Raw genomic sequence first — 18,872 nt, 5'->3', positions numbered from 1 at the left:
AAGGACTTATCGCATCAAGCTGATTCTGCAGTTTCAACCGCTTCGGACGGCTTAACCTGAGAGCGTTTTTTGGGACGCTCTTTTTTCAGCGGCTGAACAGTACTGGTCTGCTCGGATTTAAGAATAACTTCCGGCTCAGCCTTTGGAGCCCGTGCAACTTCAACGACTTCTTCCGGTTGTTCATCCTCGGCTTGATCTACCTGAGCTTCTGTTTCGACCGGCTCTTCTTCTGCAAACAATGCAGCTTTGATCTCTTCGAAAGATTCGTGCATGCATTCCATATAGAAAGCCGGGTCCGGCATCACTTCACGGCAGCTGGTAGCACTGATAGAAAGCAGGCCGTTATAGGTGAAGATGATGTTAAACAGACCCACATTATCTTGTGGCAGCCCCAGTCCGTAGAAGCGCACCATCTTGGCGCCGGCAAAGTACAGCGGCACTTTGGGGCCCATCACATTGGTGATAACCGAGTTACCCGTCAGTGGCAGGTGACGCATCAAGTTATAGTGAGACAGGTTGCGAATAATCAGGTTGGTTACTGAGTTCGGCAACAACTGGGTTGCATCCAACAGTGCTCGTCCATCCATGGCCTTGTTGTTGGATTTGGATGTCTTGCTGGCGGAATTGATTGCCAGCAGACGTTCTTTGGGATCTGCAATGTTGGTATGGATGTTGGGAAACATGAAGGAGATTTTGTTTTTACCTTCAACATCCCGGCCATCAGTAGCGATATTGACCGGAACCAGTGCATTCAGTGAAGCATCAGGCAGCTCGCCTTTATCATCCAGGTAACGACGCTGGGCACCGGAAATAATGCCCAGTGCGATATCGTTTACGGTCAGTCCAGGCAATGCTGCTGCCGCAGCCTTAATTTCATCCAGTTTGAAATCAATGGCTTCAAAAGAGCGGTGTGGGGATATTTTCTGATTGAAACGTACCCGTGGCGGCTTTGGAATCAGCGATGAATTTTTCTTGCCTGTGAGCTTTTTGGTGACAACACTGGTGGCCTTGCGAGCCAGTGGCAATGAATACTTGGCAACAATCTTGCTGCTTTTAAGCAGGTTTTTGGAATTGTTGATTGAGGCTCTGGCCAGTAGCTCGACTGCAGTTGGCATACGGTCGGCAATCAGCGGTTCTTCGCAAGGAGGCAGCACCGGATCAGCGACCAGGTCATGCATGGCTCCCATCAGCTTGGCGCCGGCCTGACCATCGATCAGACCATGATGGAATTTGGTGACGACAGCAAAGCTACCCTTGGGAATGCCTTCGATATTGTCCAACCCCTCAATAATATAGATTTCCCACGGCGGACGATTCATATCCAGATGACGGGCATGCAGACGGGCAACCTGAATGCAAAGCTGGCGCCAGTCTCCGGGAGCCGGCAGGGCAATATGGCGCAGATGGAATTCGATATCAAAGTTAGGATCTGCAATCCAGTAACCGTAATCCAGCCCCATAGGCACACCCACATACCGCTGTCGTAGTTCGGGCAGTTTGTGGAGACGGTTTCTAATGGCTTTGATAATGTCCTTGAACCGGACCGGATGACTGGACGCTGTGGATTGGTCGTAGATACCCAGGCTGCCCACATGAGAAGGCGCCGTACCTGTTTCCATGTTCACAAATGCGGCATCCAGTGCAGAAAGCTGCTGCATTAATCTATCCCCCCTGAATGAGATCTCACGCTTTTCTTGGATGTTTTTCTTATATGAAGCATGTTGTCAGTGCGAAAGCTGCAATTACTGTACCTGAGACAAGGTTGTGTGTAACAGGTACAGAATTAAAGCAACCTGATATTACAGTTGCTTACAAAATGCGGCCTTACTTTATCACGAGTACAGAAAACAGGTCACTTAATAATGCGGAGATGCTTGATGGTAGCAGGATTGGAGGGAGGTCTGAGCACAAGGCAGACCTCCCTTGGGTCAGGTTTTAAGAGGACATATGAGTGTCTTTGAACTGTGCCGGATCCTGCAGAATTGCTCTGCCGACTGCTGCCAGATCCAGCCAGTTATTCTCAAGCGCCTGCTCGATATAGTCAGCGCCCTGTATACCGCCAACACCAATGACAGGAACATGGGTATGGCCCTGAAGTGCTTTTGACTCTTCCACCAGATAACCCTCCCCGCGTCTCGATTTAGGGCGGTTCCAGCCGCCGATACCGGAGGAAATATCAAGAATCGAAACACCGGCATCAACCAGCCATTGTGCTACCTGCTTCATATCATTCTGGGTCAGTCCTTCCGGGTACAAGTCCTGACCCGGTATGCGTGTCATAATGCTCAGGCTCGGTGCATGGATTGAGATACCAGCAACAATTTCGAGCAGTAAACGGCTCCGGTTTTTCAGACAACCGCCGTATTCGTCATCTCGCTGATTAGTCAGGGGTGACAACCATTGGTTGATACCATAGCCATGAGCACAGTGGATCTCTACCAGATCAAAGCCTGCTTTCTCAGCACGAATAGCAGCATTAATAAAACTGTCCTTCCAGTACTGAATATCCTGCATATCCATTGGCCGGGGTTGTTCCAGATCCCGGTCGTAGGCTGGCACTTTAATACCTGAAGGTCCCATCAGATCGATAGCAATATCGTAACTACCCTTGCCGCCACAATGTGTCAGCTGCAGGCCTGCTTTGGTACCCGCCTGATGCAATCTGGTAGCAATAGCACTCAAACCGGGAAGACAGTCATCATGATGAGCTCCCAGCTGGTTAGGCTCACTGCGGCCGCTCAGGGCAACAAAACTGTACTCCACCATCACCAGCCCGGCTCCTGATTCTGCCAGTCGGCTGTAATGCTCCAATGTTTTTTCCGTTACCAATCCTAGGGTATCAGCCGTTTGTGATGCCATGGGTGGCACCACCAGACGATTTTCAAGGGTCAGACCATCAGATATCTGTAAGGGGTTAAACCGAAGTCCATTCATTTTTTAACTGCTTGATAATGCTTGATTTGTCGCCTAGCTTACGATTTTTTCTCCTGCTTTTGGGAAACACTATTTCAACAAGTGTTTCTTTAATGGAAACGTTATGCGTATTGATGATCTATCTCTTTTCACCGAGGTTACGAGTCACAATGGCCTTCGTGATGCTGCAAAAAAACTGGATTTACAGCCCGGAACCCTGTCAAAAGCCATTCGGCGGATTGAGGCTTATTATCAGTGTGAGCTGTTTGATCGCTCGGGGAAAAGCTGGCAGTTGACGGCTGCGGGGCACCAATTGCTGGCACGCTCTCGGGAGCTGTTGGCTTTGCATGGCACGATCGAAAAAGAAATGGGGAAGCCACGTCGCCTGCATATTAAAATCAGTGGCGCGGCTATTCTCTTAGCACATAACTTGCGTGCCATTATTGAACCACTGAGATCCCGGTTTGGAGAATTCAGTTTCGAAACATTTCAGGATAAGGGGCTGGAGAAACTGCGACGTAGTCAGGTTGATCTGGCATTGGTGAGTACGACAGGCGAACCGCCACCTGTTGCCGGCCTCGCTTTTCACAAGCTACAGGATCTTCGCTTTGTGGTTGTGGCCTCACCTTTACATCCTTTGGTGAGAAACAGGCAGCTAGAGAAAGCTGAGCAGGCTTGTGCGGTTGAAGATGTTCTCGAATACTCTTTCGTAACCCCTTCAACCATGATTTATGGTGATACCGGAAGCCCCCTGAGCACTGATGGCTGGCATGAAGAAGACTTCCCCAGAAAGATCGGGGCACGGGTCGACAGCTTTGCAGCATTGAAAGCCACTATTGAAACTGGCTACTGGCTAGCCTATCTGCCGGAGTATCTGGTAGATAGATCTTCAATGGAAATTATTTCAGTCAGTGGTTGCCCCTACGAATGTATCCAGAGCATCTGGCTTTGTGCTGAATCACCCTTGCGGAGCCACTGGATTACGACCTTGCTGAATGAGCTTGATAAAAATGGAGTGCAATAAAATGGATGTGGTAATTTGTTTTTAAGCCGCGTCTTCAAAAGTCTGCTAAAAAATCAACCTAGGATAGGATTTGAATATTTCTTTATAGGTTAAAGAAATGAAAAAAAGTAGTATTTCATATTATCTGATACCGCTTATTTATCTCTGGTTAATTGCAGTTCCAACATATTTGCAAGCCGATGATGATATACAGATTTTAAATTTAACGTTTACGCCACAACCTGAAGATGAACTCGGCTATGTGAAATACAAGTGTAGTGATTGCTCGGCAGTAGTATTTGGGTATACACAAACAGATCCCAAGGGATGTATTCTTTCCAGGCATACATTTTCTGACAGTCATGATAAGAAGCGCTTCGTTTATGAAAGGATAGAGAGTAACGGGAATTTTTTTTACTTCAGAAGACTCTCCAAGCCAACTGATCCTGGTTATTGCGAGAGCTGTGGTGTCGAGTTGGCTCTTCAGGATATTTCCTCTCATGTTTGCTCCCCATTACCCGCTAATTTAAGAGGGTTCATTTTTCCGGATAAAAGCCAGTACGCTTATGACTCCTTAGGTTCAGGTGATACTGTTCCGGTGCAACAGATGCCAGTAGGTTCATTGAAGTTTCCTGCTCTGCTTTTATTCAGGCAAAACAATCCACATGATCCTGTTATGCGTCTCAGATTGGAACGAAAGCAAGGAGTGGCAGGCGGCGGATATCAATGGGAGTTCACAGGAGCTGAGATTGTCCTTTCTGAAGAAGTTACCCAGGAAACACCGGACTGCCGGCTTTCCAGTGTTGTATGTAATAAGCAGGGATGTGTGCATTTTGGCTTCAGTAACCCAATGGCTGAGGCAGCCTATGAGACAAGCCATGAATCTTGTTGGGTAAGTTCTGCTGGCAGAGTGGAAAAAATGCCTGTGCTCCATGATCAGGCAAGAAGCTATGGTCGTGCCAAAGTAGAAGAGACAGTGCGTCATGATTTCTTTGTTGCCGAGACGCAAGGGATTTATCATCAACTGCCCCCTGAGCTGAAAGAAGATTATTATGTCGGCCTTTCCTATTGTAAACAGCCCGACTATAACAGAGGTTATGGAGGCACTGATGCCCCATTGAACAGGGTCAGCTTGTGCCTGCTCGATAGTGGAGCTCTCTTTGCTACACATCTCGATGTACTTCACTGCTACCCTGATTCGGCTCAAATAACTGAAAGCCCACGATGTATTGACCTGCCTACCCAAAAAGCCGAACCATGGCTCTATATGCAGGAGCCACAGGGCATGTGCCCAGTGTGGAACCCTGAAAATAATGAATACGATGTCTATATAAGTATTGGGCCAACCCAGAAGGAGAGTCATGGTGAGACCAGGGAGCAAATGCGTTTTTTGTACTTTTCTGAAAGTAACCCCGGTGATCTCAGAGTGCCGAAATGGGGTGAGTTCAAATACTATTATTATTTCTGGAGTTCATGCTTAAGAGCGACTAAAAAAGTTACTGGTGAATATTGTTTGGTCTTCCTGAGGCAGCAAATGCTCAGATGCCGTGATCACAGGCCAGAACATGTACGCATTATTCTTGTAGTGAATCCACATCTGGATTCAGCTATTGAGCAGGAGATTTTCAAGCCTGAGGGGCATCTGGCCATTAGTGGTATTTACCCCACCCCAGACGGCAGTCACCTGTTAGCCTTCCACCCTGATAATACTGTCAGTATTTATGACTTTGGATCAGGTGCCTGGATCGCAAATGAGCCTGTAATACAGGGGAACCCTCCTGTTGAAGATTTCTCTATCGGTTTTTGGGAACAGACTGGGGATCGCTAGCAGTTCTTACAACTGTAACCCCTTGCCCTCACTGACTTTATTGATATCCAACAGGGCCTGCTCCAGCTTGCTTGTGAACGCATCAGCAAGCAATGAGCTGGCTCGCTGGGCTGGCCTTAGAATTGAAACCGAAAGGTTGATTGCCGGCGCAAAGGGGCGAAAGATCAGTTTGGGGTTTTCGCTCTGGTAATCCATATAGTTACAGGCAGTCATCGGATCGCAGATGCAATAACACAACCCTTCTTCAATCAACTTGAGTGCCGGCTGAAAGTTACGCAGCTCAAACCGAATATTCAGTTTTGCGCCAGCCTGTTTAAAAGCATCCCGAGTCGCCATCAGATTCGGATGCTCCTCCTGCAATGTTGCCATTGGCCGGTTATCCAGATCGGCTGGTGTAATGACTTCTTTTTCAGTCAAAGGATCATCCTTTTTAATTGCGCAAACGCATCGCAGTTCAAAAGGGATGATTTCAAGCGCCCGGTTGGGCGGAGGAGTTTCTGCAAGGCCGACATCGTATTGTTGTGATGCCACCCACTGCTCAATGACAGACGATGCCCGCATCATTAACGAGACTTTGACATTCGGCTTGTTTTTCACAAACCGGGCGAGCAGTCCCGGCATGATGAATTGTGAAGAAGCCGGCATACATGCAATCCGCAAGTGACCTTCCTGAAGTGCCGCCAGATCGCGCATGGTGTGAGCAGCACGCGCCAGCCGCTCCAGAATGGCCTCGGTCTCTTCAAAGAAATGCTGGGCTTCCGGCTTTTTTATCAGGCGGCTGCGGTTGCGCTCAAACAATTGCATCCCCAGCTCTTCCTCAAGATTGGATATCAGCGTACTGACGGCGGGCTGGGTTCGGTTCAGGGCTCTGGCAGCCTCGGATATGGAGCCGGTTCGAATAACTTCCCTGAAGGCTTCAAGCTGGCGGATGGTCAGATTATTCATTGTTTTTGCTGCACGTCTGCGGACTTCAGTCAGCAAGAGTATAAAAATAATTTATAAAGGCATCAAAATAATCGCTTTGATTGTATAGCCTGAAATTATTACCTTGTGCCTCATAAAAAATCAGGGGTGAAAGATGTAGTTTTTTATTCCTCCCCCGCAGGAACAAAAAATCTTTCACAACCAAAAAATAACAATGAGGTTCAGTTAATGAATCGATTTGCCAGCTATCTCCTGACGGGGCTGATATGTCTTGTGGCATTGGGGCAGTTCGTTCAGGTTATTACCCGTTATGTTCTCGAAGTTCCGGTTCTGGGGCTTGAAGAGAGTCTGTTATATCCAACTCTGTGGCTCTACATGCTGGGGGCAGTCAATGCTTCCCGCGAGAATACCCATATCCGTGCCAATGTGCTGGAAATTTTCCTCAAGACCGAGCGGCAGGAAAAAGTGTTGGCCGTCATCGGTGAAGCGCTGAGTCTGGGTATCGGTATCTGGCTCACTACCTGGGCCTGGGACTTTACCCGCTACTCGTGGAGAGTCTGGAAAGAAAGCCCGACCCTCTATATCCCCACTTTCTATGTCGACGTTGCGCTGTTTACCGGTCTGGTGCTGATGATGCTGTACACCGCTGTTCACTTCGGTCGTCACGTTCGCAGCCTGTTTGTTGAGGAGGCGCGCTGAGATGATTGAAGTAGCCCTGTTTGCCGTTCTGGTTCTGGTTATTCTGCTGACCCTTGGGGTACCACTGCCTTACTGCTTCGGCGGTGGTCTGATGGTGATGTACTTCATGGGCGATGTGGTCATGAAGGGAAATATGTTGTGGGGCTTCCAGCAGCTGGGTAATCCGGTGCTGCTGGCGATTCCGCTATTTGTTTTGGCTGGCACGATAATGAGTGTCAGTGGAATAGCCGCCAGTTTGCTGCGGTTTGTGAATATCTTTGTGGGCCACCTGCGGGGTGGGTTGGGTGTTGTTGCAACCATCAGCTGTGCTTTGATTGGTGCGATTTCCGGCTCCGGTCTGACCGGTGTTGCGGCGATTGGCCCGCTGCTGATTCCCGAGATGGAAAAGCAGGGTTATCCCCGAGCCTATGCGACAGCACTGATTGCCAATGCTTCCCTGCTGGGACTGTTGATTCCACCCAGTGTGACCATGATCGTTTATGGCTGGGTGACGGATACCTCCATTCTGGCATCGTTCCTTGCCACACTCGGCCCGGGACTGTTGATTATGTTCAACTTTTCCCTGGTCAACATCTGGATGTCTCGTCGCTTCCCGCTGGTGCTTGAAGATCGTCCCAAGGGGCGTGACTTTATTGCAGAAGTCAGTAACCGTGGCTTCAAGGCAACACCTGCCCTGTTAATGCCGGTCATTATTCTGGGGGGGATTTACGGCGGTGTGATGACACCGACCGAAGCCGCTGCGGTTGCTGTTATCTATGCCATTCCGGTCGGTTTCCTGATCTACAAGGGCCTTAACCTGAAAACCCTTCTGGGTGCCGGTAAAGAAGCTTCAACGTCTGTTGGTGCCATCATGCTGATGATTCTGTTCAGTATGATCCTGTCCCAGATGTTTGTACTGGAAGATGTGCCGCAGGAGCTGGTGGAAGCCATCTTCTCGATCACAGACAACAAGGTGCTGCTGCTGATCATGATCAACGTGCTGTTGTTCCTGGTAGGCATGGTTGTGAATGATGTGACCGCCATCATCCTGATTGCACCGCTGTTGTTGCCGCTGATGGAAGCACTGGGAATCAGCCCGATTCAGTTCGCTGCGATCATGGGGGTTAACACCGCTATGGGTGGCGTGACTCCGCCGTATGCATCGATTCTTTATCTGGGTGCCCGTATCGGCCAGGTGAAAGTTACCGAAGTCATTAAACCGGCCATGATCCTGATTCTGACCGGTTACCTGCCGGTGGTAATCCTGACCTCGTTCTGGTCTGACCTGTCACTCTTCCTGCCCCGTTTCTTCGGGTATTGATAGACAACGAAATTAAGGAGGCTGTGGTTACAGCCTCCGGAAAAGAGCAGTAACCAAAAACAATAACAAACGAAAAGAACAAAAGCCGAGGAAGTCAGATGAAGTTTAATCGCATTTTAGGCGCTGCACTGCTGGCCAGTGCTATGGGGCTGACCGCTGTTGCAGAAGCCAAAACCCTCAAGATCAGTCACATCCGCCCCCAGGGTGCCAGTGTTGATGTGGAGCTGAAAGATTTTGCTGCTGAAGTAAAGCAGGCTACTGACGGCAACGTAAAAGTTAAAATTTATGCCGCCAGCGCACTGGGTGACTACACCACTGTGCAGGAGCGTATTTCTCTGGGTGCCATTGATATGGCGGTACAGCCGGCAGCTACTGCAGCTTCCCGCCAGATGCAGATCAGTGCTTTCCCGTACATTGCTGCAAACTGGAAGCAGGCGCGGGATATCTATGGCCCAGGTGGTGCAATCTACGGTGCGATGAAAGAGCTGTATGCCAAGCAGGATATTACCATGCTGGCAGCCTATCCGGTTTACTTCGGTGGCGTCGCCCTGAACCGAGATGCGGTATCACCGGGTGATGTGTCTGTGGACAAAGGCATCAAGGTTCGTGTGCCAGGCATCAAAAGCTTCCAGCTGACCAGTGATGCGCTGGGTTATATCAGCTCACCGATTCCTTTCTCCGAAGCTTTTACTGCGGTACAGACCGGTGTTGTTGACGGTGTTGTCGGTTCCGGTGCTGAAGGTTATTACGCTTCCTTCCGTGATGTGACCAAGACCTATATTCCGGTGAATACTCACTTTGAAGTCTGGTACATGATCGTTAACACCGAGACCTTTAATGATCTGGATGCCAAGGACCGTGCAGTGCTGCAGCAGGCGGCTGTTGCCTTTGAAGACAAGCGCTGGACCAAGGCCGAAACTGACCAGACTGCCTTTGAGCAGAAGCTGGCTGACAACGGCGCCAAGATCGTCAAGGTTTCTGATGCCGAACTGGCCGCTGCTGCGGAAAAAGTACGCAAGGAAGTCTGGCCGCAAATCCTGAAAGATGTTGGTGAAGACTGGGGTAACAAGATCCTTAGCCAGATCAACAACTAAATAACTAATAGTCGACGCAGGTGTGGCACTACTCCCCGCCACACCTTTTCCTAATCCAGAGATAGCTTATCCAGCAGGGTGTTCGCGCCATGTTCCGTTCATTGCGCCTTGATAAAAAGCCAGAAGTAGAGCTGAACATTAACGGCCAAACCGTTTCCGTCTCCGAAGGTTCGTCAGTCTGGGCTGCCATGGTCCTTGCCGGTGATACCCATACCCGATTGTCTCCTGTTACACAGCAGGAGCGATCGGCTTACTGTGCCATGGGTGTCTGTTTTGAATGCTTGGTTGAAATTGATGGCATACCCAACCGGCAGGCCTGTCTGGTTGAAGTCAGGCAGGGGATGCAGGTGAAACATCAGGCCATTACCGAACAGAGTATTGCCTGCCCTGAAATTATTGATGCAGCCGGAGGTCAGGGCTGTGAGTGATTGTTTCGATATTGCGATTATCGGAGCCGGCCCTGCAGGTATGTCGGCTGCCATTACAGCATCAGCGGGTGGCGCTTCAGTCATAGTTCTGGATGAAAAAGCCAGAGCTGGAGGGCAGATCTACCGCAATGTAACGGCCAGTCCTTTGCCGTCTCCGGAAGTACTGGGGCCTGATTATATGAAAGGCCGGCAATTGATCGAAGCCTTTGACAATTGTGCAGCCGAAAAACTGTATCAGGCATCCGTCTGGCATGTTGGTGATAACGGCGAGATTCTTTTCTCCTACAACAATGAAACTCGTCGCCTGGCTGCAAAAGAAATCATAGTGACCTGCGGTGCGATGGAGCGGCCTTTTCCGATACCTGGATGGCACCTGCCTGGCGTGATGTCTGCCGGCAGTGCCCAGGTCATGTTAAAGGCGGAAGGCATTGTTCGTGATGATGCTATTTTCGTTGGCACCGGCCCGCTGCTCTATCAGATTGTTGCGCAATATATTGATCTCGGAGTTCCGGTTCGGGCGCTGATTGATACCACTCCCTGGTCATCCTATGCCTCATCAGCTCGCTATACGCTTGATGCGGCCACAAAACCGGGAATGGTAGTGAAAGGGCTGGGGCTACTTGGAAAAATCGCCAAAGCCGGTATTCCTGTTTATCGCGCTGCAACCGGGCTTGCTATTGCCGGTGAAGGGAAAGCTACAAGTATTCGGTTTGAATCCGGTGGCAAAAACTATCAATTGAAAGCGGATCATTTCTTCCTGCATCAGGGCGTTATCCCCAATCTTAATATGTCCCGAGCTCTCGGCCTTGAGCTGGAATGGAGTGAACAGCAGTTATGCTGGAAGCCAAAGCTGGATACCTGGGGACAGAGTTCGGTGCCATCAGTTGCGGTTGCCGGTGATGGCAGTGGTATTGTCGGTGCTGATGGTGCCGCAGCGATGGGAGACATCGTTGCCTTGAACAAGCTGTTCAGGCTGGAAAAAATATCTGAGCAGGAGCGTAACCAGAGGGCGACCCCAAGCCAGCGTACTCTGGACAGTCTGAACAGCTTTCGCCGCTTTATAGACCACCTTTATCGTCCGATTGATGAGTGTCGCATTCCTCAGCAGGAAGACACCGTTGTCTGTCGTTGTGAAGAACGCACACTAGCAGATCTGAAGCAGGGCTTTGAACTGGGCGGCAAAGGACCCAATGATCTGAAGGGTATGACCCGCTGCGGCATGGGACCCTGTCAGGGGCGGCAATGTGGCCATACAGTCAGTGAGCTGCTGGCACAATGGCGAAATCAACCTGTTGCCGATGTTGGCTATTACCGGCTGCGTTCACCGATGAAACTATTGAGCCTGACCGAGATGAGTGCTTTCTCGGAAATAACCCCCCGACCAGTGTACGAAGATGCGATGGCTGACAAGGAGGCCGTATGAATACCGAAGTAGTTATTGTCGGTGGCGGTATTCAGGGATGCTCTACAGCCTATCATCTGGCGAAACGGGGTGTGCAGGTTACGGTGCTGGAAAAGGACTGGGTGTCCCGTCATGCATCCGGAGTGAATGCTGGTGGTGTACGTCTCCTTGGTCGTGACGTAGCTGAGGTGCCACTTAGCAAAGCGGCGATGGCGTTATGGCCGACACTGGATGAAGAACTTGAGGCTGATACCGGTTTTCGTGCCCGCTCACTGATTAATATTGCGGCGGATGAAGCGGATATGGAAACCCTCTATAAGCGTCGTGAAGTCATGCATGGTCTGGGCTATACCCATGAGCAGATTATTGATCAAAAGGAGCTGAGGGAACGGCTGCCGCATGTTTCACCTTTCTGTGTGGGCGGGGTCGTTTCAGAAACAGATGGCTATGCCATTCCCTATCAGTCGACACTGGCTTTTCGCCGTGCCGCTGAACGTCATGGAGCCCGGTTTGTTGAAGGCAAGGCCGTAGAACGTATCAGAAAAGTAGGTCCAAACTGGCTGATAGAAACGCGAGATGATCGCTACGAATGCAAACATCTGGTGAACTGCGCCGGTGCCTGGGCAGAAAAAATGTCGGTAATGATCGGTGATAATGTGCCACTGACTCACAGCGCACCGATGCTGATGATTACAACCCGCATGCCCCACTTTGCGACGCCGGTTGTGGGTGCTGTCAGCCGACCGCTTTCTTTCAAACAGTTTGAAAATGGCACTGTTTTGATCGGTGGTGGCTCCAAGGGCTTTGCTGACCGGGATAACAATCGTACCCGGCTGGATTACAAGAAGCTGGCTATCGGAGCGAAAAATGTTGCCGAGTTTTTCCCGATTATGAAAACTGCTTCAATCAACCGAATGTGGGCCGGACTGGAAGCCTATATGCCGGATAACCTGCCGGTGATCGGTGCCAGTGTGAATGCTGAAAATGCCTGGCATGCCTTTGGCTTTTCGGCCCATGGTTTTCAGATGGGACCGATTGTCGGTCAGGTAATGGCTGATCTTGTGACCGGTAGCAAGGTTGGCTTTGATCTACATCCATTCCGTATTGACCGGTTTGAGCGCAAAGTCCTCTAATCTCTGCCAAACCCTAGCTTAGGAAAGTTGAAATAATGAGCATTGAACGCATTGGTTCTACCCAGCGCATGAGCAAGATTGTTAAACACAACGGCACTGTCTACCTGTGTGGTCAGACTGCTGGTGAAGCGCAGTGGGATATTGCCGAGCAGACCCGTCGTTGTCTGGAAAAGGTGGAAGGCCTGTTGGCTGAAGCCGGTACCGACAAGAGCAAGATCCTGTCGACCACCATTTATGTGCGCGATATGAAAGACTTTGCTGCCATGAATGAAGTCTGGGATGCCTGGGTTGCTGATATGCCAAAGCCGGCTCGAGCCTGTGTTGAAGCGCGTATGGCCCGTCCGGAAATTCTGGTTGAGCTGAGTGTTATTGCTGCTCAATAAGACCTGAGCTAACCACAGGCTCTGTGGTTAGCAGGTTTGGAATGGTTTGGGTAACTCAGTCATGCCGTACCTGCGGAGGTCAGCGTGATTCAGAGTTATCCAGCCACTCTCTGGGTGAAAAGCCTGTCTTCTTGCGGAATGCCCGGGCCAGGGCCGATGCATTTTCATAACCCACTTCATTGGCAACAAAGCCGACAGGCTTGTCCTTTTTCAGTAATCCTTTTGCCAATTCTATGCGCCAACTGGTGAGGTAATCTCCCGGTGTCTGTCCCAGCACGGTTTTGAAGTGTTCAGCAAAACGTGAGCGGGACATGGCGGCAACTTCAGCCAGTTCAACCAGAGTCCAGTTCTTTTCCGGCTGCTGATGAATGGTGTCTATTACCCGGGCTAACTGGGTATCTGCCAGTCCTGCCAGCAGACCGCTACTGATATTTCCTGAGGTGATGACATGGCGCAGTAGCTCCAGCACCAGTACTTCACAAAGTCGGTTCATCATGGTCTGGCGTGCGTCATGATCACCGAATGCCTCCTCAAACAACCATTGTGCTGCCGAGTTTATCCGGTCACTGGCATCCAGCTGCAGGCAGATGATGGGAGGGAGTGATGCAGCAACAGGGCTGGCGGCTCCGGAAGAAAAGTTTACGGAAGCGCAGACAATCTCGACGTTATCTGTTTCTTCTGCCGTGATCTGGTGTGGATAAGGCCGGGGATAAAACAACAGCGCCGGGCCTGTCAGGACGACAGGTTCTTTATTCTTTTCTTTTACTGTCAGCTGTCCGGTTTTCAGCAAGTGAATATGACCTGTTGTGCTGCCGGGATCATCAAAAGCGGAAAGCCCACAGAGCTTGCCGGAATAAAAAACACCGGCGGAGACTGAAAGTCGCTCAAGTACGCGGGACAGCTGGTCCATCAGTTTATTACCTGTGATTAACGAAAGTGCAGTTGGTTGTTTGTCTCTTTACTGGCCGGCTGGACTTTCGGATTCAACTTAAAGACGATCTGCACCAAACAATATCAAAGCCCCGAGTATTCTTCTCCACATGGACAGACAACAACATGACGGAGAACAGCCATGACCTTCCTGAAGACCTCATTCAAAACCTTTGCGGCCGTATCAGTTCTGGCTTTTGCCGGTAGCGTATTCGCTGCTGATGCAGATATCAACGCTGATAACAATGATATTGCCCTGCACGGTTATGACCCGGTGAGTTACTTCACTGCAGGCAAGCCGACTGAAGGCTCCTTTGAATACACCGCGACTTACAAGAACGCGATTTTCAAATTCTCTTCTGAAGAAAACCGGGATGCTTTCAGAGCCAACCCGACCAAATATGCGCCTCAGTATGGTGGCTATTGCGCTTTCGGTGCATCAGTAGAGAAAAAGTTTGATGGTGATCCGAATGCCTGGAAGGTGGTTGATGGAAAGCTCTATCTGAACCTGAACAAGAAAGTGCAGAACAAGTGGCTGACCGATGTGCCCGGTTACATCTCCACAGCCAATGAAGCATGGCCGCGCATCCGGGAAATCTCTGCCAGAGAACTGCTGGAAAAATAATTCTTTGAAAGCGGTGTGAATCCATACCGCCGGATTAACAGTATAGGGATGAGAGACAGAGATGAGTGTATTGGAACTGAAGGACAAGGCCCATTTCGAACAGGTCAGTTCGGATTCTGACTGGACGCTGGTGGACTTTTGGGCTCCCTGGTGTGGCCCCTGCAAAATGATGCTGCCGGTACTGGACAGTGTGGCACAGAAATATGCAGATCAGCTCACGACCACCAAAGTCAATGTTGATGAACAGCAGGCGCTAGCCGGCCAGTTCAGTGTCCGGGGAATACCAACTCTGGTGCTGCTGCACAAGGGTAAACCAGTGGATCAACTGGTTGGTGCTCAACCTGAAGCGGGTGTCAGTCAGTGGCTGAACAAGCACCTCGAATCTGTCTCTTGATCAGTCTGGCTGCAGTAAAAAGCCACTGTGGATAAAACAAATTAAATACAGGAATGAAACATGAACAACAAAGCCCTGATTTCTGCCGGACTGGCTGCGGTTATTTCCATGGGTGCGATCTCTGCAGCTCAGGCGGGCTCCAAAGAGAAATGCTATGGCGTCGCCAAAGCGGGTCAGAATGACTGCGCTAACCTGGCGGGAACTCACTCCTGTGCCGGTCAGGCTGAAACCGATAATGATATCGGTGAATGGATGGCTGTAGCCAAAGGCACCTGTGATGACCTGGGTGGTTTCTCCAAGGCAGAAGCGCAGAAGCGTCTGAAAGAGCAACTGAACGAGAAGTAATTCGTCCGCTTTGAAGTTATTGGCTGGGGGGCCAGGCATTATGAGCAGAACATGGTTTTCAGATCGCACGCCTGTCGGAATAGGCTTGAGGCATGTTCATTATCATGATGCGCTGGCCGCCCCGGCTGATATCGATTTTTTTGAAGTCCATTCTGAAAACTTCTTTGCCCGCGGTGGCGCAACACTGGGGGTACTGGAAGAAGTCGCCGGACGCTATCCGGTCAGCTTGCACGGGACCTCTCTGGGTCTGGGCTCGGTTGCCGGTATCTCCCCCCGGCACCTGGATTCCCTGGTTCAGCTGGCTGACCGGATATCTCCGGCACTGATTTCTGATCATGCGGCTTTCGGGCAGGGGGTTGTGGGTGAACAACTGGTTCATGCCGGTGATTTGTTACCCATTGCCTTTAACGAAAGCATGCTGCAGGTAATGACCGAGAATGTGCTGCAGGTGCAGGAACGACTGGGACGACAGATTCTGGTTGAAAACCTGAGTGCCTATCTTGAACCGCCGGGCAGCACTTTAACCGAAACAGAATTTTTAACAGAGCTGGCTGAGCGAAGCGGATGCCGGTTGCTGGTGGATATTAACAATCTGGCCGTTAACGCGGTCAATACCGGCATTGAAAATGTGGCGGTCAGTATTAAGCAGTGGCTGGATCAGATTCCTGCGACCCATGTTGGCGAGATTCATCTGGCCGGCTGCACACCGGCACAGCCAGGCGGGCTGGTCATTGATGATCACAGCCAGAAAGTTTCTGACACCGTATGGGATGGATATCACCATGCGATTACCCGCTTCGGCCAGGTGCCGACCCTGATCGAGTGGGATACCCAGCTGCCAGAGTGGCAGGTACTGCTGAATGAGGCGAATAAGGCCCGTCGGATTGCGGAAAAGGCGTGCAACGCTTTATCAGAGAACTCATTTCAGGAGCAACCGGTGTGACACTCTGCAGCGATTTTCAGCCCGGTCTCCTGAGCGCAATTCTGGATGATTCCGATCATCATGAGTTTGATCGTCGCGGGCTGGAGGCATACAGGCGCAACCTTGAAGCCAATGCCAGGCGGGCATTAGCCATCAGTTTTCCAGTGGTGCATCAGCTGCTGGGTGAAACACGGTTTGCAGACGCCTGTCGCCAGTACCTGCGACATTCGCCGCTAGTGGCGGGAGACTGGGCTGAATGGGGTGACAGCTTCCCTGAATGGCTGGAACTGTCCGGGTTATCTGAGCAACTACCGTATCTGCCGGATATGGCGCGGCTAGACTGGTTCAGTCATCAGCTTGGCAGAACCGAGGACACACAGCTCAATTTTGAATCACTGCAACAGCTGTCGGCTTCAAATGCAGGAGCCGGACATCTGGTAATTAATCCGGCTCTGAGACTACTGGTATCTGAATATCCGGTTCACTCAATCTGGTTGGCTCATAATGTCGAAGGCAGTGAGCAACAAGCCTTGCTGACGCAGGCTGGAAAGAAGTTACAAGACCGGGCTGGCGAGACAGTGATTATCTGGCGTAAACACTGGCGTACAGAAATCAGGGCAGTCAGTTCGGCAGAACAAGTCTGGATTGAATGCCAGCAAAGAAAAGTAAATATCGATCAGTCTTTCGAAGACCTGAGCCAAAGAGAAGACAGTCACTCTTTTCAGTTTGAAAGCTGGCTTCCGGACGCGATCGAAAACCATATTGTTATCGGCTATGCAGCGCCTGAAAACGATTGAAAAGGATGACAACGCCAATGAATAAAGCTAATTCTGCCTGGTCGACACTGATTGGCCTGAATGACGGTTTGTCCGGATTACTAAACTACTTGCAACCTGTTGCCTTGTTGGCTGCACGACTTTATGTTGCCTGGGTCTTCTTTGCATCCGGTCTGACTAAAATCGATGACTGGGAAACAACCCTGTTCCTGTTTGAGCTGGAATATGAAGTGCCACTGTTATCACCGGTTGTTGCCGCATGGTTGGGTACTGCAGGTGAATTAATCTTCCCGGTATTACTGGCATTCGGATTGTTTGGCCGGGTTGGCGCGCTGGGATTGTCAGCGGTGAATGTTGTAGCGGTATTGAGCTTTTCTGAAATGGCACCGGCAGCTTTTAATCTGCATGTTATTTGGGGATTGCTGTTAGCTGTTGTTGCACTCTGGGGCGCTGGAAAAATTTCTGTTGATACATTTTTAAGCGCCAGAAAATAAAGCGACTCTTAAAACAAAAACGCCCTCTGTTTTAAACAGAGGGCGTTTTTTATTGCAGGTAAATCTTCTTGCTCAGTCGCGGCTGGTTATGTTCAACCGCGCTCAATCATGTTCAGCCACGCTCAGCCACGATAGTAACGCTGCTCGATAAACGGCATACGGCTGACAGTCATCGGCAGTTGCTTGCCACGTACCAGAGCAAATACTTCAGTTTCCAGTGCAGAGTAGGCTTTCTGAACATAAGCCATGGCTACCGGTGCGCCGATAGTCGGACCGAAGCTGCCGGAAGTTACCTTGCCGATCACTTCGCCATCAGCATTTACCAGCTCGGTGCCTTCACGAACAGGCGCACGGCTGGAGCCCAGCAGACCCACACGCTTGGTATCGAATTCTTTGGTTTCGATCTGACCCAGAATCTTGTCAGCGCCCGGGAAACCTGCCGCACGGTCACCGCCATTACGACGAATCTTGCTGATAGCCCAGATCAGGCTGCCTTCGATTGGTGTAGTGGTGGTGTCGATATCGTGGCCGTATAAACACAGACCGGATTCCAGACGCAGGGAGTCACGGGCACCCAGGCCAATCGCTTCGACTTCTTCCTGATCCAGCAGCAGGCGGCACAGCTTTTCAGCATCGGCAGCCGGGATGGAGATTTCAAAACCGTCTTCACCGGTGTAACCGGAACGGCTGATAAAGCAGTCGATACCTTCGATGCTCATTTTGCGGGAGTCCATGAAGACCATCTCGGCAGTGCTCGGCGCAAAACGCTTCATCACTTCAGCAGCAGCCGGGCCCTGCAGGGCAACCAGTGCGCGGTCTTCCAGAACTTCCAGCTCTACACCTTCAGGCAGGTGAGCACGCATGTGAGCAATATCCTGGTCCTTGCATGCGGCGTTTACGACAACGTACAGCTCTTCACCTGCTTCGCCGGAATAGTTGGTAACCATCAGGTCATCCAGAATGCCACCTTCTTCATTGGTGAACAGCGCGTAACGCTGCTTGCCGGAAGGCAGGTCGATGATATCCACAGGTACCAGAGACTCCATCATGGCAGCTGCGCCTTCGCCTTTCAGGATAACCTGACCCATGTGGGAAACGTCGAACAGACCGGCTTTTTCACGGGTATGCAGGTGTTCGCTTTTTACGCCCAGCGGGTACTGAACCGGCATTTCGTAACCGGCGAAAGGCACCATTTTACCGCCCAGAGACACATGCAGATCGAACAGCGGGGTTTTATTCAGTACAGCTTCAGACATGAAGTCTTCCTCTAATTCTAAGC

20 protein-coding genes are annotated in these 18,872 nt (G+C 50.6%); 15 read left to right on the top strand and 5 right to left on the bottom strand.

Features of this window, described 5'->3' with window-relative positions; genetic code table 11:
* Positions 1–14: 14 nt before the first annotated feature.
* Both ACYZZ0_RS14225 and ACYZZ0_RS14220 read right to left on the bottom strand, forming a co-directional pair.
* Positions 15–1,658 (bottom strand): WS/DGAT/MGAT family O-acyltransferase, encoded by a 1,644-nt coding sequence (locus ACYZZ0_RS14225; RefSeq protein ID WP_461537298.1) that lies wholly within the window; start codon positions 1,656–1,658, stop codon positions 15–17.
* Between the two features lie 277 nt (positions 1,659–1,935).
* Positions 1,936–2,934: an NADH:flavin oxidoreductase gene (locus ACYZZ0_RS14220; RefSeq protein ID WP_461537297.1), complete on the bottom strand. Its 999-nt coding sequence runs from the start codon at positions 2,932–2,934 to the stop codon at positions 1,936–1,938.
* A gap of 103 nt (positions 2,935–3,037) precedes the next feature.
* Here ACYZZ0_RS14220 and ACYZZ0_RS14215 point away from each other — a divergent pair, with 103 nt between their 5' ends.
* Both ACYZZ0_RS14215 and ACYZZ0_RS14210 read left to right on the top strand, forming a co-directional pair.
* Complete coding sequence (locus tag ACYZZ0_RS14215; RefSeq protein WP_461537296.1) at positions 3,038–3,937, top strand: LysR family transcriptional regulator; 900 nt, start codon at positions 3,038–3,040, stop codon at positions 3,935–3,937.
* A 97-nt stretch (positions 3,938–4,034) separates the two neighbouring features.
* Positions 4,035–5,744 carry a hypothetical protein gene (locus ACYZZ0_RS14210; protein WP_461537295.1) on the top strand — a complete coding sequence of 570 codons (1,710 nt, stop codon included), beginning with the start codon at positions 4,035–4,037 and terminating at the stop codon, positions 5,742–5,744.
* Positions 5,745–5,750: 6 nt separating this feature from the next.
* Here the strand turns inward: ACYZZ0_RS14210 and ACYZZ0_RS14205 are convergent, their stop codons facing one another.
* Positions 5,751–6,689 (bottom strand): LysR substrate-binding domain-containing protein, encoded by a 939-nt coding sequence (locus ACYZZ0_RS14205; RefSeq protein ID WP_461537294.1) that lies wholly within the window; start codon positions 6,687–6,689, stop codon positions 5,751–5,753.
* A 207-nt stretch (positions 6,690–6,896) separates the two neighbouring features.
* On the opposite strand from ACYZZ0_RS14205, the gene ACYZZ0_RS14200 reads away from it, so the two are divergent.
* The 7 genes from ACYZZ0_RS14200 to ACYZZ0_RS14170 all read left to right on the top strand — a co-directional run bounded on the left by ACYZZ0_RS14200 (position 6,897) and on the right by ACYZZ0_RS14170 (position 13,107).
* The gene (locus ACYZZ0_RS14200; RefSeq protein ID WP_461537293.1) at positions 6,897–7,367 is read left to right on the top strand and encodes a TRAP transporter small permease; all 471 of its coding nucleotides are present in this window, start codon (positions 6,897–6,899) and stop codon (positions 7,365–7,367) included.
* Between the two features lies 1 nt (position 7,368).
* A complete protein-coding gene (locus ACYZZ0_RS14195; RefSeq protein ID WP_461537292.1) occupies positions 7,369–8,667 on the top strand; it encodes a TRAP transporter large permease in 1,299 nt (432 codons plus the stop codon).
* Positions 8,668–8,765: 98 nt separating this feature from the next.
* Positions 8,766–9,761 (top strand): TRAP transporter substrate-binding protein DctP, encoded by a 996-nt coding sequence (gene dctP / locus ACYZZ0_RS14190; protein WP_461537291.1) that lies wholly within the window; start codon positions 8,766–8,768, stop codon positions 9,759–9,761.
* Between the two features lie 89 nt (positions 9,762–9,850).
* Positions 9,851–10,189, top strand: a complete 339-nt coding sequence (locus ACYZZ0_RS14185) for a (2Fe-2S)-binding protein (protein WP_461537290.1) — start codon at positions 9,851–9,853, stop codon at positions 10,187–10,189.
* Positions 10,182–11,612 carry an FAD-dependent oxidoreductase gene (locus tag ACYZZ0_RS14180; RefSeq protein WP_461537289.1) on the top strand — a complete coding sequence of 477 codons (1,431 nt, stop codon included), beginning with the start codon at positions 10,182–10,184 and terminating at the stop codon, positions 11,610–11,612. The genes ACYZZ0_RS14185 and ACYZZ0_RS14180 overlap by 8 nt, the downstream gene beginning before the upstream one ends.
* Entirely contained in the window at positions 11,609–12,724 is a 1,116-nt protein-coding gene (locus ACYZZ0_RS14175) for an NAD(P)/FAD-dependent oxidoreductase (RefSeq protein ID WP_461537288.1), read from the top strand. The genes ACYZZ0_RS14180 and ACYZZ0_RS14175 overlap by 4 nt, the downstream gene beginning before the upstream one ends.
* A 35-nt stretch (positions 12,725–12,759) precedes the next feature.
* Positions 12,760–13,107 carry a RidA family protein gene (locus ACYZZ0_RS14170; protein WP_461537287.1) on the top strand — a complete coding sequence of 116 codons (348 nt, stop codon included), beginning with the start codon at positions 12,760–12,762 and terminating at the stop codon, positions 13,105–13,107.
* 79 nt (positions 13,108–13,186) lie between these two features.
* On the opposite strand, the gene ACYZZ0_RS14165 is transcribed toward ACYZZ0_RS14170, so the two are convergent.
* Positions 13,187–14,017, bottom strand: coding sequence for an AraC family transcriptional regulator (locus ACYZZ0_RS14165; RefSeq protein WP_461537286.1), 831 nt, complete (start codon positions 14,015–14,017; stop codon positions 13,187–13,189).
* 162 nt (positions 14,018–14,179) lie between these two features.
* On the opposite strand from ACYZZ0_RS14165, the gene ACYZZ0_RS14160 reads away from it, so the two are divergent.
* From ACYZZ0_RS14160 to ACYZZ0_RS14135, 6 genes are all read left to right on the top strand, one after another.
* Positions 14,180–14,662, top strand: coding sequence for a YHS domain-containing (seleno)protein (locus tag ACYZZ0_RS14160; protein WP_461537285.1), 483 nt, complete (start codon positions 14,180–14,182; stop codon positions 14,660–14,662).
* Positions 14,663–14,723: 61 nt separating this feature from the next.
* The gene (gene trxA / locus ACYZZ0_RS14155) at positions 14,724–15,056 is read left to right on the top strand and encodes a thioredoxin (RefSeq protein WP_461537284.1); all 333 of its coding nucleotides are present in this window, start codon (positions 14,724–14,726) and stop codon (positions 15,054–15,056) included.
* Between the two features lie 60 nt (positions 15,057–15,116).
* Complete coding sequence (locus ACYZZ0_RS14150; protein WP_461537283.1) at positions 15,117–15,401, top strand: BufA1 family periplasmic bufferin-type metallophore; 285 nt, start codon at positions 15,117–15,119, stop codon at positions 15,399–15,401.
* Between the two features lie 40 nt (positions 15,402–15,441).
* On the top strand, positions 15,442–16,344 hold the full coding sequence (locus ACYZZ0_RS14145) for an MbnB/TglH/ChrH family RiPP precursor modification enzyme (protein WP_461537282.1): 903 nt from the start codon (positions 15,442–15,444) through the stop codon (positions 16,342–16,344).
* Positions 16,341–17,120 carry an HvfC/BufC family peptide modification chaperone gene (locus ACYZZ0_RS14140; protein WP_461537281.1) on the top strand — a complete coding sequence of 260 codons (780 nt, stop codon included), beginning with the start codon at positions 16,341–16,343 and terminating at the stop codon, positions 17,118–17,120. The genes ACYZZ0_RS14145 and ACYZZ0_RS14140 overlap by 4 nt, the downstream gene beginning before the upstream one ends.
* A gap of 17 nt (positions 17,121–17,137) precedes the next feature.
* A complete protein-coding gene (locus ACYZZ0_RS14135; RefSeq protein WP_461537280.1) occupies positions 17,138–17,593 on the top strand; it encodes a DoxX family protein in 456 nt (151 codons plus the stop codon).
* Between the two features lie 122 nt (positions 17,594–17,715).
* Here ACYZZ0_RS14135 and gcvT read toward each other — a convergent pair whose 3' ends face one another.
* Positions 17,716–18,849, bottom strand: a complete 1,134-nt coding sequence (gene gcvT, locus ACYZZ0_RS14130) for a glycine cleavage system aminomethyltransferase GcvT (protein WP_461537279.1) — start codon at positions 18,847–18,849, stop codon at positions 17,716–17,718.
* Between the last annotated feature and the right edge of the window lie 23 nt (positions 18,850–18,872).

Source organism: Spongorhabdus nitratireducens (genome assembly GCA_947387575.1).
Lineage (GTDB): Bacteria > Pseudomonadota > Gammaproteobacteria > Pseudomonadales > Endozoicomonadaceae > CANDOC01.
The sequence above is the reverse complement of the archived record's forward strand: the minus strand, read 5'-3'. Positions and strand labels throughout refer to the sequence as shown.